The sequence below is a fragment of the Desulfobacula sp. genome (assembly GCF_021107415.1).
In genome coordinates this window covers 1-15,184 of sequence record NZ_JAIOSW010000202.1, presented here as the reverse complement: position 1 = coordinate 15,184, position 15,184 = coordinate 1, and the positions used below count along the sequence as shown (strand labels likewise).

Sequence of the window (15,184 nt, the reverse complement as noted above, 5' to 3'; positions counted from 1 at the left end):
TCCATATGATAGGCAATATCTGAAGCAAAATACGTTGTCAGGCCGTTATTTCTGACCACCACCCTGTTTTTCTCATCACCAAAATCCTGTGTTCGAAACCAAAGTGCACCATCTTCTTCATAAATCAAACCTTTTGATTTAAAATCATCAATCGCTTTTTGAACTCTTCCTGCATCATACAGGCTTTGTTCACTGAACCATTGATCAAACGTGACACCAAAATCTGATAAGTCTTGTTGTATACCTTTAAGAATTTTCTTTGCTGCAAATTTTGCACACACAGCAATGGCCTGCTCCTCATCCTTCCGGAGAAACTTGTCACCCTCTTTTTCATGAATCTTGCGGGCCAGGTCCATGATATAATCGCCTTGATAGCAGTCATCAGGGAACTTGATTTCTTTGCCCCTTATTTGCTGCAGTCTTATCCAGACAGACCTGCCAAGGGTTCTTATCTGACGGCCCGAATCATTAATATAAAACTCTTTTTGAACATCAAACCCGGCGAATGAAAGAATATTCCCGACAGAATCTCCCACGGCAGCACCCCTTCCATGACCGACATGCAAGGGACCGGTGGGATTGGCACTGACAAATTCCACCTGTACTTTTTCATTCTTACCCATATCAGAAGTACCATAAGTTTTATCCCGGCTGAGGATGGTATCAATCACAGGATGCCATGCTCTATTTGAAAGAAAAAAATTGATGAATCCCGGACCTGCTATCTCAACCTTTTCAATCAAACCTGGGGTTTCACCTGATGCTTTATCCGATGCTGTATCCGATGCTGTATCCGGGGATTTACCAGAGATTTCAATCTCTGATACCAGGATTTCAGCAATTTTCCTTGGTGGCATTTTTTGTATGGAGGCGCAAACCATTGCAAAATTTGTAGAAAAATCTCCCTGGGATTGGTGCCGGGGTTCTTCTATCTCCATTTCAGAAATCTGATCTGAAATCAACATTCCTTTTTCAAAGGCTTTTTGGGCAGCATCAAGAATGATTTTTCTAATTGTTATTTTCATTATCAACTCTAATTTTCGTGTTCTGAAGTATCTTCGGGGGTAAATTTAGGCGTGTCATCGCCGGAATCGATTTCTTTTATCTCGTCTTCACTGGTCTCCCCGTCTGCCTCCAATATTTTATCAATCTCTACATCATCATCTTCCAGCTGAAATGCTTCTTCTTTTGGAAAGGCCTCAACATCATCATATTCAATGATGATTTTTTCTTCAGCATCTTTTTTAAAAAAATCAATCGTATTCCCAAACAGCTTATTGCAAAGGTCTGAAGAAGGAAAAAAACTTCGCCTTCTTATTAATTGAGAAAAGGCTTGAACGCCTTCAATAGAAGCCTTTGCCACTTCTTCAAGATTATACTCTTCTTCATGGAGCAGTATGACAACACCTGGATCCACTTCACTGGATTCCAGAATTGTCAGTTTTTTGCCTTTAATATTTTTCTCAAATCTTATTTTCTGCCTCATCCATTATCTCCTGTAAAATTGGGTTAACCTAAAACTTCTTAATATAGCGCAACTATTTATTCTGTCAATAAAAAGCCCGTTTCAATTTTATATTAAATGATTAAAGGTGATAATCCGTGCTTGTTTATGAGCCGCAAGACATTCCAGCAGGTATTTAAGAAAAACAAATGCCTGCTCATTCATCCGCATGTGATGGATCATAATACCACAAGCCGGAAATTGCATTCCTCTGGTGATTTCTTTAAAAAGCTTTTGCCATCCCTGTTCTGCAGTTTTCTCTTTTCTGGTATGCAGATCCACGTGAATTGGAAAGTCTTCAAGTCCGGCAGGGGGGAGCGGCAGACTGCCATAACTTCTTGAAATTCCTTTGAATCCAATTTCTTTCAACACCTGCATTGTTTCAAGGCTGCAGCGATTCCATGGGGGTGTAAAAATCGGTGTGAACTTATCTCCCAAAATAGATTGAAGTGTCTTGCGCCCCCTTGAAATATCGTTAAAAACCGCTGTTGAGGATCTGATGGGGCCGAACTCCTGTTTTTTCCCCTGGACTTCATAATTCATATGCCTGTATCCATGCATGTGCCAGCAAAAAAGGTTTTGTCCTTTTTTAACAAAATCATTCATGGCTTCCCATCTTTTCCTTGTTAACCACGTGGGAACCACTGCCAGGCACAGAGGGATTTCATATTTTAAAAAAAGCGCCATCATCCTTGAATAATTCTTTGACGGCACTCCAATATCATCTGCCCTGAAAAAAAACTTCGGCCTGTTATTTAAAACCAGCCCATCTTCAATACAACTTGCTAAAGACTGTCTAATCATAGGCGTTAAAACCGTATCTGATGATTGATAAATGCTTGATATCACCTTTTTATATGCTCCGTATCCATTTTGCAGTATTAAAAGCGCCCTGAATATTCAGTCCGGCTTTGAATTCTTTGTTCTGCATTCCAAGATATTTTTTTAAAATTGCAGTGAATGCGAGAATAGCCAGATCCTCGTCCTCCAGAATCGTCATGGGGATAAATTGGGCTATTTTTTCAGCCCGGGCACGTTGTTCCCTGTTCTGACCAAAGGGCCAGACAATTGCCGGCACACTGGCGGCAACAATATTCATACAGGTATTATATCCTGCCATACTGACACTAAGGTCTGCCGCACCCAAAAGGGAAACAAAATCATTGGTAAATTCCTCGACCTTAATCCTTGTGCTGGAAAAAGAATGGAGTTCTGCCCTATCTTCCTTGTCCATGTAGGGTCCTGTATACACATTCAGCATGATATTTTTATTTTCCGGCAATTGCTGATATGCCTGGATAACTGATTTTAACAAAGGCGCGCCAACATTCCCTCCGCCCGCACTTGCAACAATAAGAGTCCCGTTTTTATCCAGTCTTGTATTCTGCCTGAAAACTTGAACTTTTTCCGGGTCTGGAACCGGTGTGACAAATCCGGTATACACAACAGGAATCTTAATTTTGCCCACCCTTGAAAAAGTTGAATCAAGCCGTATCAATTCTGGATCAGAATGAACAAGGACTGCATCAAAATATTTATTTAATGCATCTATCACACGCCTTTCATACTTGGCTGTATCTGTTTTTTCAACCAGGATATCTCTTAAGCTGCAAACCACTTTACATTTGATCTGATGGTTCTGGGTAATAAAATCAAGCACAGGGATGAGTTCAAACCTGAAGGCTCTTCTACCAAAGGGATAAAGTTCTATGAAAAAAATATCCGGCTGCTCTTTTTTTATTAAATCCAAGAGCAGTTTTTTGCGTGCAAGCTTGACATCCTCCACCTTTTTTTGCGGGTTCACACTGTGAAGACCATTAAAATTGCTGTCCATCAAGAGTCCGGGAAGACTTACATGCCTTATATGACTTGAAAACTTCACATTGATATTTCCTCCGCCGGTGACAAGAATCGCTTCACAAAAATTCATGGCCCGGGCAATTTCCAGTGTCCGGAAAAAATGCCCTACCCCCAGAACATGCTGGCAATAGATGACAACCTTCATTGTTGAAGCCTGATGTGGTTCAATTTTTCTATCTTCAATTTATTCTTCCATGTCAGCATATGAAGGTGATAATCCTTTAAAACCTGTGTTTTATCCGGGGTGAATGTTCTGTTATTCATCAAACTATACAGGATGGATTTTATAACACTGTTATGGGTAACAACAAGAACATGGTGTTCATCATAAATATCAGTGGCTTTTCTTATTGCCTTTAACGCACGTTTTAACACAGAGTTTCTGCTCTCTCCCTCAGGTGGACAAAAATCCCATCCTCTTGATTCCTGGATCTCTATTATGCCTGGCTCATCTTTTCTGATATCAGCAATTTTTTTTCCTTCCCAACTTCCAAAATCCTGTTCCCTTAAATTGTCATCAAAAGCGATATCAATACCTATTTTTTCAGCAATGATTTCAGATGTTTGCCTGGCACGGATCATGGGACTTGACACTATCAGGCTAAATTTTTCAAATTTTAGAATATCACCCCAGTGCGCGGCTTCGTCTATTCCCTGCCGGCATAATGCAATGTCTTCTCTGCCCTGAATTTTTTTTTCCAGGTTCCAAACAGTCCTTGCATGCCGTATAATGCCAAATCTTACCATTTTATGCACTCATCTGACACAATATCTGTTCAAACCTGCCATAATTAAGATCAATATCGTGATGTTTTCTAACATGGCTTGCGGCATTTTCTCCCATTTGCTTTAAAAGCGTATCATCTGTTAACAGGCATTTCAAGATTTCAGAAAAGCCCCTGTAATCATACATGGGAACAAGAAAACCTGTTTTTTGATCATCAATAACCTCAGGAATACCACCATTCTTAAACGCAACACTTGGAAGCGAACAGGATTGCGCTTCTAAATAAACCATTCCCAAAGATTCCCTTATCCCGGGAAATGCAAACACATCTCCTGAACTATAAAATTCAAACATCTGCCCTGGCGCAATTTTCCCCACAAATGTATGATGATCCGGCAGATAGTCCTGTGCAATTGCTTTAAGCTCATTTTCCATTTCCCCGCTTCCGGCAATCACAAGATGAAATTTTACCTTTAATTTAATAAGTTGTGCACAGCATTTTATCAACCAGGAAAGTCCTTTAGTTTTCACGTCATCCCTGAACATGGCAGCCGTCAAAATAATGGGACAGGTTTTCACGCCCCATTGTTTTCTTAATTTTTTTCCTGACACCTCATCTTTCTTAAATTCATCCGGCTTAATACCGGGTTTGACATAGGTCAATCGTTCTTTGGAAATGATGCGTTTTAAATTTTTAAAATCACTCATTTTATTTATAAATATATGGTCGGCACGTACCAGGGCAGCCCGATTCAAATAAAACCCGAATATCGTTCTAAGCTTTCGCCTCCTTTTTGTGGAATATATTCCCTGGAAGATAACATATTTGATTTTTAAAAATTTACAGATCCATGGCCCCAGAAGATCCGGTGCTTTATAATAGGTATGATAGGTCAGCCATAAGTCCGGGGGATTTGAGGTCAGATTTTTCAAACAACGAATAAAATGTAAAAGCAATAAGAACCAGAGCCAGGGCTTAAAATAAATCCACCTGGCACGCAAAATGCTTTGAATTTCAATGGTATGTCCCTGTTCCTTAAGATATCTTACAAGGCCCCTGGCAATGGCAAGATCACCGGAGGGATTCTTATGGCCAAGCGGTTTAAAAGGTGCGTAAAAGGCTATTCTCATATTAACTTTAATTTTTTAACTCGATATTGTCCAATTCCAGGCCTGTTATCATTTTACTATAGATTCCGGCAAGATCAATTATCAATTTTTTATTATTAAAGTCTCTGGTGATTCTCTTTTTTGCTTCTAGTGTGACTTTTTGCCTTAAATTGTTATCTGTTAACAGTGTTTCCATGGCATTGGCAAGCGCCATGGGATCTTTTTGTTCTACCATCAATCCGGTTACGCGATCTTCAAGAAACTCCGGGATTCCGGAAACATTTGTTGCGACAACCGGTAAATTCATTGCCATACTTTCTGCCATGACATTTGGGATACCATCCCTGTCACCGTTGTCAGCTATTAGACATCCCAGTACAAAAAGGTCTGAGGATGCATAATGATCTATTACCTGTTCATGGGTTAAGGTACCGCAAAGCTGGGTTAAATTTTCCAGTTTCAATTGTTTGATCAATGCAACAATTTTTGAGTGGTCATCTCCCTCCCCGATCAGGGTGTGCTTGAATTCAATCCCTTTATCGCGCATGACAGCCAAGGCTTGATACACATTTTCCAGACCTTTTTTCCGGGTCATTCTTGCCACTGTAATGATTTGGTATGGCGGTTTACACTTTATTTCACGCTCTTTTGAAGAAAAGTAATCCAGGTTGATACCATGGTACACACAAAAAACAGGTGTTTGAGTGTTGCCCGCAAGTTCTGATAAATATGCTTTGTTATATTTTGTACAGGTCACAACAAATCGTGCCATATTAATTTTTTCTTTAAGCTGCCTTTTATCCGAGGTGTAAATATCCTTTGCATGGGCAAAAAAACTGAATGGAACATCGCTTAACAGGCTTGAAAAAAATGCCACAGATGTGGGAGAATGGGCAAAATGGGCCTGGAAATGCACAATATTTTTTCCGGGTAAAATCTTGTGCACCAGGTATCCTGCCTGGAGCAAATGCTTGAGGGTTGCTGATTTTCTTGTCCGCATCCATCTGACAACTGCTTTTTTTACTGCTTTAAAATAGATGACAGGCCTTTTGACAGCCAGTAAAAAATTATGACCGCAAAGAGTAAATAAATTACCCTGTATGGTACTGGGCAGATAGTCAACACTCGCTTGAATATTTTTTACACTTGCATGTGTAAACGGCTCTCGCGGGTGGCGCATGGATATGATATGAATCTTAAATCCTAAGGATTCTAAAAGCAGTATTTCGTTTGAAATAAATGTCTCTGATATTCTAGGATAGCCTTTCAAAACCATACATAGTGTCGGGGCTGATATTTTTTCCATTTTTTCCACTCCAAAATTTCGATATGCGCTCACAAATATTTACAATCCCCGTCATTTCAAAATTCTCCATGGCTTTTGTAAAAGATGCTTTATTTTCCAGCATATTGAGTATTTTATTCTCTAAATTATCTTCATTAAGGTCAGTCCAGGGGATAAACTCAATCAGGCCTTCACGATGAAAGGCCTGTGCCCTTATATACTGTTCCTTTCGCGGCACTTCCCTAGGTATGACAAGAGACATGGTTTTGGAAGAAAGCGCCTCGCATATAGTGTTATATCCCCCCATGCACACTAGAATGTCTGATGCGGCAATCAAGGTTTCCATGTCTGAAAAAAAATCATAGGATTGAATGCCAAGTTCGTTGGCACGTTCCAATATAGAATCCTTGTCATTCCGGGATAAAAAGGGCCCTGTGACCATAACACTTTGAAAGGCCGGCAGAATGGATTGTGCCTTCATTTTTTCAAGCATTGTCAAATAATAATCCAACACATAGAATCCATCTCCACCACCACCGGTTGTAACCGTTACAAGGTTCTCATTTTTCATGACATTCAGCTGCAGTCTAAGCTCATCTGCAACACTTTCCTGCGGGACCTTTCTTGGAATATAACCTGTGAAATGCAATTTTTTACTGATGACCGGCGGTATGCCATATTCCTGGATGGAATTATAAATATTTTTTTGTCCATATACCCAGACCTCACTATAGAGATCTTCAATGGTTGAATAAATATTTTTTTTGTTCCAGTCTGCTTTAACGGTTTCGGAATCATCCATAATATCCCTTAAACCAAGAATGGTTTTTGTTTTTTTTAAATTTTCTTTGATCCATTCCAGTGCGGGCAGAACTTCTTTTTTTAATCCCTGGGGCTCTTTATCCACAATGAACAGATCCGGTAAAAACGTTTTCACTGTGGCCATAATGATGCTTTGTCTTATCTCCATTGCCTGCAGGGGATCAATTCTGATTGTGAGCGGAAAATATTCATCATTTGCTTTTTTTATCATGCCCGGAACCCTGACATAGTCAACATATTTCGGGAGTGCCAATCTTCCGACAATGGGAGAACCGGTGAGTATCAATATATTGGTATTTGATTTTCTCAATTGCTCGGCAATAGCCATGGTTCTTCTGATGTGGCCAAGGCCATACGTATCATGGGAATACATCAGGATATTAAAGGTGGGAAATTTATCTATCAAATTTAAAGTTTCACTCCTTTTGAATAAACTTCAAAAAAATGTTTCATAATCAACTCAACCGTTTCCTTATTGATATGAAAATTCTCTTTTCCTTTTTCAAAACAGGTCTTATTCATCATCATAGTAAAGTTGGTGGCAATTTCATAGCTGGAAAAATAAAACACATCATCGTGCCTGCATACAAATTCATCTGCAACCGCTCTTAAGGTTGATTTTGAATTGCAATTTGCACTGATGACATCCATATCTTCCCTGAACGTTGCCCAAAGATGAACAGGGGAGATAGTACTGATGAGTTTACAACCCTTATTATTATTTTTTACAATCTTATATATTTTTTCAAGATTATCAAGGTTTTCCGAATACCTGCTGACACAAAATTCATAGTCATCCAAACTGCCTCCCTCATTAACATAAGGTCCTGACGGCAAACAAATAACACTCCCATCGGATTTGTCCTTCCAGATTTCAGTTAATCCCAGGGTCAATATCAGCACTTTGGCTTTCATTATGGCTCGTTGGGAACACTCAATGTGGGATAAAAAATCGTTTTGGGCTTCCTCTATTGAGTCATAAAGAATAATTCTCCGGTACGGGTCTTGAACCTGCTTTGTTTTGGGAGAAATCCACCACCTTGTCTTAGGGTTAAAGGATTCAAACGTATACTCAAAAATCTGTCTCATGGAAAAAGTGTTATAGGTTCTCTCCCATGCGGCGCTGGCATGGACAGATGCAGGATGATAGGTTTCCTCCTGGATATAATTATACTCATGCCGGATCAAAACTTTCCTGATTTCTCTTGCAAAACAGGACCCCATGGATGCGATGGGAGTTGATTTATCAATAAAGAGCCCTGAATTTTTTTTATGGGGATAGTGTCCGGGTATAAATTTATTGTCATATGACCCCGGCCAGACCTGCCAGGATTTGAACTGGTGTACCGGATGCATTTCGGAAATGGCCATGATTTATCCTAAATATTAATTAAAAGGTCGGTCAATTAAAACCAATTCTTTTTTAATTGTTTTCCTGTATTGATTGCACTTCATCCTGCAATAGGTGTTTGTCTTTGATTTTTCCAAAATTTCTCTAAAATACGGGCCCTGTATGATATCTTCGAAGGATGCGGTTTTAAAATTAATCCGGTCATGATATTTTTCTATCAAAGGCAAAACAAAATCAAATAACTTATTGTGTTCAGTAATATACATGCAATGGGAATAGCAGCAGGGGTGAACCGTTCCATTAGCAGCGATATAGACAGATCCGTTTGCAAAAGGTTTACAGGTTGCAACGACTTTAGAAGATGCTGTTTTTTCATCATAAGATTGAAAAATGTCCCTTTTTATCTGAAATTCAAATTTCTCCGACTTTTTAAGCTGCTCGTTATAATCTCTGGAGGGGACAACAAAAAATCTTTTACAGCCGATCTGTCCGGCTCTTTGTTCTGCCTCATCTATCTGGTGCTCATTGTGGGCAAACAAGATAAATTTCCAGTGCGCAACACCGCCTGCACCCGTAAACGCCTTAATATTTTTAATGATCTTATGATAATCGGTTCCAATCCTGTGGATGGCGTGGGTGTCAAAGAGGCCGTCCAGTGAAAACTCCATACTGCCGTCCTTAAAAAACGATCCCAGTGTTCTCCACCATTTTTCATCCTGAATTGATCCATTGGTCTCCCCGCCTAAAACAACATCTTGGTTCAACTCCTTTATGTAACCTGCAATTTGTACCATATCTCTGTTGGTGGACAAATCACCAAAATTTCCGGCAAAAGTGATCCACTTTAATTGCCGGATAAGGCTCTGGGGCAGTTTTTTAAAATCATTAAATGTTATCAGATGATTTCCATAGGGCCTGACCTTTTGATCCCGGCTGCAAAATGGACATTTTGCAATACATTTGGATGAAATTTCAATATTGAGTGCTTTGATATCCGTGAGGTTAAGCATAATAGTCCTATTATTTATAGTTTTTGCTCTTCTATCCAAATTTCAAAATAAAGTCAAGATGCTGACAGCATCACCTCCACACCTCCCTGGCTGTCCCAACAATACCAGCAGCAATTCGTGCCACTTAAAAATGAAATCAGAACCATTACTCATGCGTTTCATCTTGAAACTTATGGTGAAATACGTTTGGATCAAAACAGGATCTTTGAGATGGGAAAGGCTTTAACAACAATTCAGAGCCCTTCCTTCTGGCCAATGCGGATCAAAGTATTCTGGAAACTGCTGTAATTACATTTTCATGTCTCGGGGCACTGGCCATCAGATTTTTTCCATTGTTCTATCTGTTTCAAAACCAATAATAAAAACGAGCAGGGACGGGATCACAAAGAGAGTAAAGGCTGTTGACATGGCAAGACCACCCAGCAGAATTGATCCAAGCCCGCGATACAACTCACTGCCTGAACCGGTTGACAATACCATGGGCAGCATGGCCAAAAGGCTGGTTGTGGCGCTCATGAAAATGGGCCTGATCCTGGTTTTTACAGCGTTTGCCACGGCTTCTTTTCCCAAGAAGCTATTATACCGGACATTATTTAATGATTGATGGACAATAAGAATGGCATTGTTTACCACCGTACCGATTAGAATGATAAACCCCAGCATGCTCAAGACATCAAAGCCCTGGGGAGCAATAAAGATATTGACTGCCCAAAGCCCAACAAAACCGCCGGCTGCGGCCAAGGGTAAGGTAAAAAGAATAATAAAGGGATACAAAAAATTTTCAAACAAGGCTGCCATGAGCAGATAGGTAATGATCAAGGCCAGAAGAAGGTTCCACTGAAGGGCCTGCCGAGTTTCCACGAGTTTATCTGCATTGCCGCCAACGGTCACATTGACATTTTTTAACTTTCCTATCTTTTCCAATGAAGGAATAATATCATTTTCAATCAACTCCATGGCGTTTTGCAGGGCCAGATCGGCAGGCGGGGTAACCTGCAGGGAAATGGTACGGTCCCGTTCCAGGTGATTTATCTGGGGCATGCCTTCACCGTATTCGATCCTTGCCACATCTCTGATCCGGATCAGATCTCCAAAGCTGTTGACAATGGTGCTGTTCAAAATATCTTCCGGCGAACTGCCAAAAGAATCCCGGCCTTTGAGTACCAGATCAACCTGTTTAATTCCCTCGGGACGGTATTCTTCGATCTTGCGGCCATCCATGAGGATATCAACATAGACCCCTATTTCTTCTGCTGTAAGACCATTGGCAGCCAATTTTTCCTTATTGGGGATTATTTTTACTTCTGGATAACTGGCTTCAAGGGATGGCACCGGACGGACCTGTGTGTTCTTCATTTTTGCTTTTATGGTCCCGAACAGAGCATATGCCGCCTGAATAATATCATCAATACTCTCTCCAGAAATATTGACATCCACGGTTCTGCCTTTTCCGATACCAGACTCGAAAATCCCGGCCTGAATACTGACGCCAAAGACCCCCGGAATTTTGCTTATTACCCGGCTAAAAAGAGGAATTAACTCACGGGCACGGGTTTCATGAATGCTGGTTCCACCAAAAAGCGTAATACGATCGGCACCTACAAAAAACATACCCTGAATCTGGGGAAAACCGTCTTTGCCATCTTCCTTAAAATAAGGTTCGATTTCTTTGAATATAGATTGACCCATGGTTTTGAGTTTGGCTACAGAATAACCGGGCGGTGGAATAAGAATATTTAGAATAAAATTTCTGTTGCCCTGGGGAAGGTATTCAGCACTTGGCATCAGCCAGGAGGTCAAACCAATGGAAAGACTGGTAAATAGAACAACAGTTGCTATCCGTGTAACGGCATTTTTCATGCACAGGGTGCTGAATTTTAATATAATACCGGCCAACAACGGGCCAACAATACTTTTTTGCAGTCTGTTGGTCTTGATATTGTTTTTTTTTCTGTAAAACAAATTAAACAGGGTTGGAATCACGGAAATGGAAACAATGAGGCTTAGGAAAATGGAAGAAGTTATGGCAATGGCAATATCGCGAAACAATTGCCCTGCCTCTTCCTGTATAAAAATGACCGGCAAAAAGACCGCCACCGTGGTTGCGGTGGAAGCAAGAACTGCACCCCACACCTCTTTTGTTCCTTCATAGGCGGCATCAAAAGCGGTTTTACCAGTCTTTCGGTGCCGGTCAATATTTTCAAGTACCACAATGGAGTTGTCCACCAGCATGCCCACGGCAAATGAAATCCCTGCCATACTCACAACATTCAGGTTTCTTCCCAACAGCCAGAGAAAAATGAAACAGCCAACGGCTGAAATGGGAATGGCAATTCCGGTGATCAGAGTGGTCCTTACACTTCTTAAAAACAGCAGAAGAACACAGACAGCCAGCAGGCTTCCGATCATAATATTCCGTTTAACCAGGTGGGTTGCCGTGTTAATGTAGGGACGCTGATCAGAAACCATTTTCAGAGTCAACTTGTTATCCGCAAGGATGGTTTTATTCAGGTAATGGATAGCGTTTTCCACTGCATCCGTCATGTCCAGAACGTTGGCCCCCTTTTCCTTTCTCACAGCAACCACAACCACCTGTTCGCCATTGTGGAGGACCGAAGCGGCTTCTTTTTTATACCCTTTTTTAACCTGGGCTACGTCCCGCAGGTAGACCCGCTTTATTCCGTCATCAAAGATGACCACACCAAGGGCATCCCCTGGTGTTTGAAATTGGCTGATGGTGCGGATGCGGTAATTTTTCTTGGCCATACCGAGAATGCCGGCGGAAATATTCTGGTTTGATCTGCGGATGGATGCGATGATCTGATTGATGGACACATTATAACGGGCCATTTTTTGGGCATCAATGATCACATCCAGGGTCGTATCGGTGCCGCCAAACACCAGAAGAGAGCCCACACCGTTAATCCGCTCCAGATACTGACGGACATTATCCTCAAAAAAAGTTTTGAATTGATTGATATGACCACTATTACCAGGCATCTTCTTTAGGACCATCCAGATGATGGGAGAGCTGTTGGCCCCGGAGGACTCTATGGTTGGTTTGTTTACGTTTTCCGGATAATTACGCACCTCGGACATTTTATTGGACACCCTGAGCAGAGCATCATCAAGGTTAGTTCCGATTTTAAAGGAGAGGGTAATGGTCCCTATGGCATTATAACTGGAACTCTCCATCTTGGTGAGTCCCTGAAGGCCTTTCAGGACTTTTTCCTGCTTTTCAATAATTTCCTTTTCAATCTCATAGGGTGTAGCGCCATACCAGGCTGTGTTCACGGTAATCAAAGGAATTTCAACATCAGGCGTCAGCTGTATCGGTAGTTTTTGAAACCCAATAAGGCCGAACATGACCGTCAGGATAACGCCCACTGCAACCATTACCGGTTTATGGATAAAAAACCGGATAATATCCATTTAATTTACTCCATCAATGATAACGGACTGACCCGGCCGCAGGCGTTCGTTTCCATCAACCACTATTGGCATGCCCTCTGTAAAATGCTCATTATCCGCCCCAATCCTGTCGCCCAGATAGGTCACAATATTTACCGGCATCATGACCGCCTTTTCTTCTTTGATCGTATAGACAAAATCATTACCCTGAAATTTGATTAATGCATCCCTTGGAATCATGGCCATTTTTTTCCCGTCACCAGTAGAAATAAACACAGTGGCCGACATGTTCTGGGCCACCTTGGTTAACATGGGAATTCGTATCTTCAAGAAAACGTTTTTAGTTTTTGCATCTGCTATGGGAGACAGATTATCAATGATTCCGATCATTTCTTTGTTATAGGCATTGATGGTTACCGGCACGCTTTGACCGATGGAAACAAACTTTAACAAAGTCTCCGCCACAGGTACTTTTATAAAAAGATCATTAACGGACCCGATACTAATCAGCGGTTTTCCCTGCTGTACCCAGTCTCCCGAATCCACATTTTTTTCAAGAATAATTCCATCAAAAGGAGCATTAATCACACTTTTTCTTTTTTGAATCAGCAGTTTTTCCAGAATTGTTTTGGCAGACATTTTTTTTAAAAGTGCCTCTTGATAAACAAATATAGCATCATCGTAATTTTTTTCACTGACTCCGCCTTTTTTAAACAAAGAATCCATTCGTTGATAATTCTTTTGTGCATGGGTTATATAAAGCTCGGCCTGCTCAATCTGGTTTTGGTGGATTAAGATTTCTTTTTCAAGTATTTCAGTATTCAGATGTACCAGTGGCGTTCCTTTATTAATCCGATCTCCGGAATTGAAATCTATTCTGGTCACCAGCCCGGGAAACTCTGAAGAGACATGGCTGATTCGTTCATAATAAAGTGTGCCGATAAAAGATCGGTTTTGTGCCACCTTTTCAAAGACAATTTTTGAGGTAACCACCCTGGCAGGGGGCTGCGCTTGGGCATACATCATTGAGCCATTGATAATGGTCAAAATCAGCAAGACTTGAAGAACACGCATAGACCCTCTCATTATGCAGTTAAAATGGATAAAATGATCTAGAATTTATTTTTTGACAATATAAAAGTCAAGATTAAAAAAAAGTTAATTTAGAAAATTATGGAATTATGAATTTTGCTGTTTAATCATGAGTCACCCGGCGGTGAAAAAGCTTAAAAATGGTATTTCTTGACTTATCACCCAAATTTTCTTACCAATATAATATCTTGAAACAAATTTTGGACTATTTATTTTAATATTGATGCATCCGGAAACGAAACTAAAAAAAAATCTTCCTCAAAAACAGGTTGTTCTACCCTTTTTTAAATCTGTTGAAATTGCTGTTAAAAGCATCAAATCAAGGTTTTTTCGGTCTCTGATAACAACAATGAGTCTGATTCTAGCCATTTCATTTTACAGCTATATTAAAACCAGTTCCCATATTATCTCCGGGATTGTTTTTTCTGAAAACAAAATTGCCATACAGACACTTTCACAGGAAGGCTATGAAATTCCAGCCACAGGGGAGCAATACAGCACGACACCAAAGGAGCGCTGGATTTTATTTTTATCTTTACTGGTCTGCGTTGTCGGCATTGTAAACACCCAGCTGATGGCTGTTGCGGACAGATTCCGGGAGATCGGCACCATGAAATGCTTAGGTGCGTTGGACAGATTTATCTTAAAGCTTTTTTTAATTGAAGCCTTTTTGCAGGGATTCATCGGCGCAGCTATAGGCGCCCTGGCAGGGGCCGGCATTGCTTTGTGCGGATCTTTAATAAAATTCGGCACTTTGGCAATTACCCATACCTCCTTAAATAGTATTTTCATATCCATTGCATCCTCTATTTTGCTGGGATGCTTTTTAAGTCTTTTCGGCGTATTGTACCCGGCACTGCTGGCGGCAAGAATGCAGCCGATTGAAGCAATGAGAGGAAAGGACTGATTCTTGGAAAATCCAACTAATATCGTCCGTGTTACCAATGTCACTAAAAATTTTACAATGGGAAAATCAATCGTCCATGTTTTAAAAGGGGTTGACCTTGAAATA

At 40.7% G+C, this 15,184-nt stretch carries 14 protein-coding genes; 2 read left to right on the top strand and 12 right to left on the bottom strand.

What is annotated here, in order from left to right:
* From argS to K8S13_RS10830, 10 genes are all read right to left on the bottom strand, one after another.
* Positions 1-1,025: arginine--tRNA ligase (gene argS, locus K8S13_RS10875; RefSeq protein WP_291462470.1), on the bottom strand; the 1,025-nt coding region annotated here is incomplete at its 3' end.
* An 8-nt stretch (positions 1,026-1,033) separates the two neighbouring features.
* Positions 1,034-1,486 carry a hypothetical protein gene (locus tag K8S13_RS10870; protein ID WP_291462469.1) on the bottom strand — a complete coding sequence of 151 codons (453 nt, stop codon included), beginning with the start codon at positions 1,484-1,486 and terminating at the stop codon, positions 1,034-1,036.
* Positions 1,487-1,573: 87 nt separating this feature from the next.
* Positions 1,574-2,353, bottom strand: coding sequence for a polysaccharide deacetylase family protein (locus tag K8S13_RS10865; protein ID WP_291462468.1), 780 nt, complete (start codon positions 2,351-2,353; stop codon positions 1,574-1,576).
* A 4-nt stretch (positions 2,354-2,357) separates the two neighbouring features.
* Positions 2,358-3,509 carry a glycosyltransferase gene (locus tag K8S13_RS10860; protein ID WP_291462467.1) on the bottom strand — a complete coding sequence of 384 codons (1,152 nt, stop codon included), beginning with the start codon at positions 3,507-3,509 and terminating at the stop codon, positions 2,358-2,360.
* Positions 3,506-4,111, bottom strand: coding sequence for a histidine phosphatase family protein (locus K8S13_RS10855; RefSeq protein ID WP_291462466.1), 606 nt, complete (start codon positions 4,109-4,111; stop codon positions 3,506-3,508). The genes K8S13_RS10860 and K8S13_RS10855 overlap by 4 nt, the downstream gene beginning before the upstream one ends.
* Before the next feature lies 1 nt (position 4,112).
* Positions 4,113-5,222, bottom strand: coding sequence for a glycosyltransferase family 4 protein (locus tag K8S13_RS10850; protein WP_291462465.1), 1,110 nt, complete (start codon positions 5,220-5,222; stop codon positions 4,113-4,115).
* Between the two features lie 7 nt (positions 5,223-5,229).
* Positions 5,230-6,507, bottom strand: a complete 1,278-nt coding sequence (locus K8S13_RS10845) for a glycosyltransferase (RefSeq protein WP_291462464.1) — start codon at positions 6,505-6,507, stop codon at positions 5,230-5,232.
* Positions 6,455-7,714, bottom strand: a complete 1,260-nt coding sequence (locus tag K8S13_RS10840; RefSeq protein ID WP_291462463.1) for a glycosyltransferase — start codon at positions 7,712-7,714, stop codon at positions 6,455-6,457. The genes K8S13_RS10845 and K8S13_RS10840 overlap by 53 nt, the downstream gene beginning before the upstream one ends.
* A 2-nt stretch (positions 7,715-7,716) precedes the next feature.
* A complete protein-coding gene (locus K8S13_RS10835) occupies positions 7,717-8,679 on the bottom strand; it encodes a GSCFA domain-containing protein (protein WP_291462462.1) in 963 nt (320 codons plus the stop codon).
* A gap of 15 nt (positions 8,680-8,694) precedes the next feature.
* Positions 8,695-9,669 (bottom strand): radical SAM/SPASM domain-containing protein, encoded by a 975-nt coding sequence (locus K8S13_RS10830; RefSeq protein WP_291462461.1) that lies wholly within the window; start codon positions 9,667-9,669, stop codon positions 8,695-8,697.
* Between the two features lie 117 nt (positions 9,670-9,786).
* On the opposite strand from K8S13_RS10830, the gene K8S13_RS10825 reads away from it, so the two are divergent.
* Positions 9,787-9,957: a hypothetical protein gene (locus K8S13_RS10825; RefSeq protein WP_291462460.1), complete on the top strand. Its 171-nt coding sequence runs from the start codon at positions 9,787-9,789 to the stop codon at positions 9,955-9,957.
* 30 nt (positions 9,958-9,987) lie between these two features.
* Here K8S13_RS10825 and K8S13_RS10820 read toward each other — a convergent pair whose 3' ends face one another.
* Both K8S13_RS10820 and K8S13_RS10815 read right to left on the bottom strand, forming a co-directional pair.
* Positions 9,988-13,101, bottom strand: coding sequence for an efflux RND transporter permease subunit (locus K8S13_RS10820; protein ID WP_291462459.1), 3,114 nt, complete (start codon positions 13,099-13,101; stop codon positions 9,988-9,990).
* On the bottom strand, positions 13,102-14,154 hold the full coding sequence (locus K8S13_RS10815; protein ID WP_291462458.1) for an efflux RND transporter periplasmic adaptor subunit: 1,053 nt from the start codon (positions 14,152-14,154) through the stop codon (positions 13,102-13,104).
* A gap of 367 nt (positions 14,155-14,521) precedes the next feature.
* Here K8S13_RS10815 and K8S13_RS10810 point away from each other — a divergent pair, with 367 nt between their 5' ends.
* Positions 14,522-15,079, top strand: coding sequence for an FtsX-like permease family protein (locus K8S13_RS10810; RefSeq protein WP_291462457.1), 558 nt, complete (start codon positions 14,522-14,524; stop codon positions 15,077-15,079).
* Positions 15,080-15,184 lie beyond the last annotated feature (105 nt).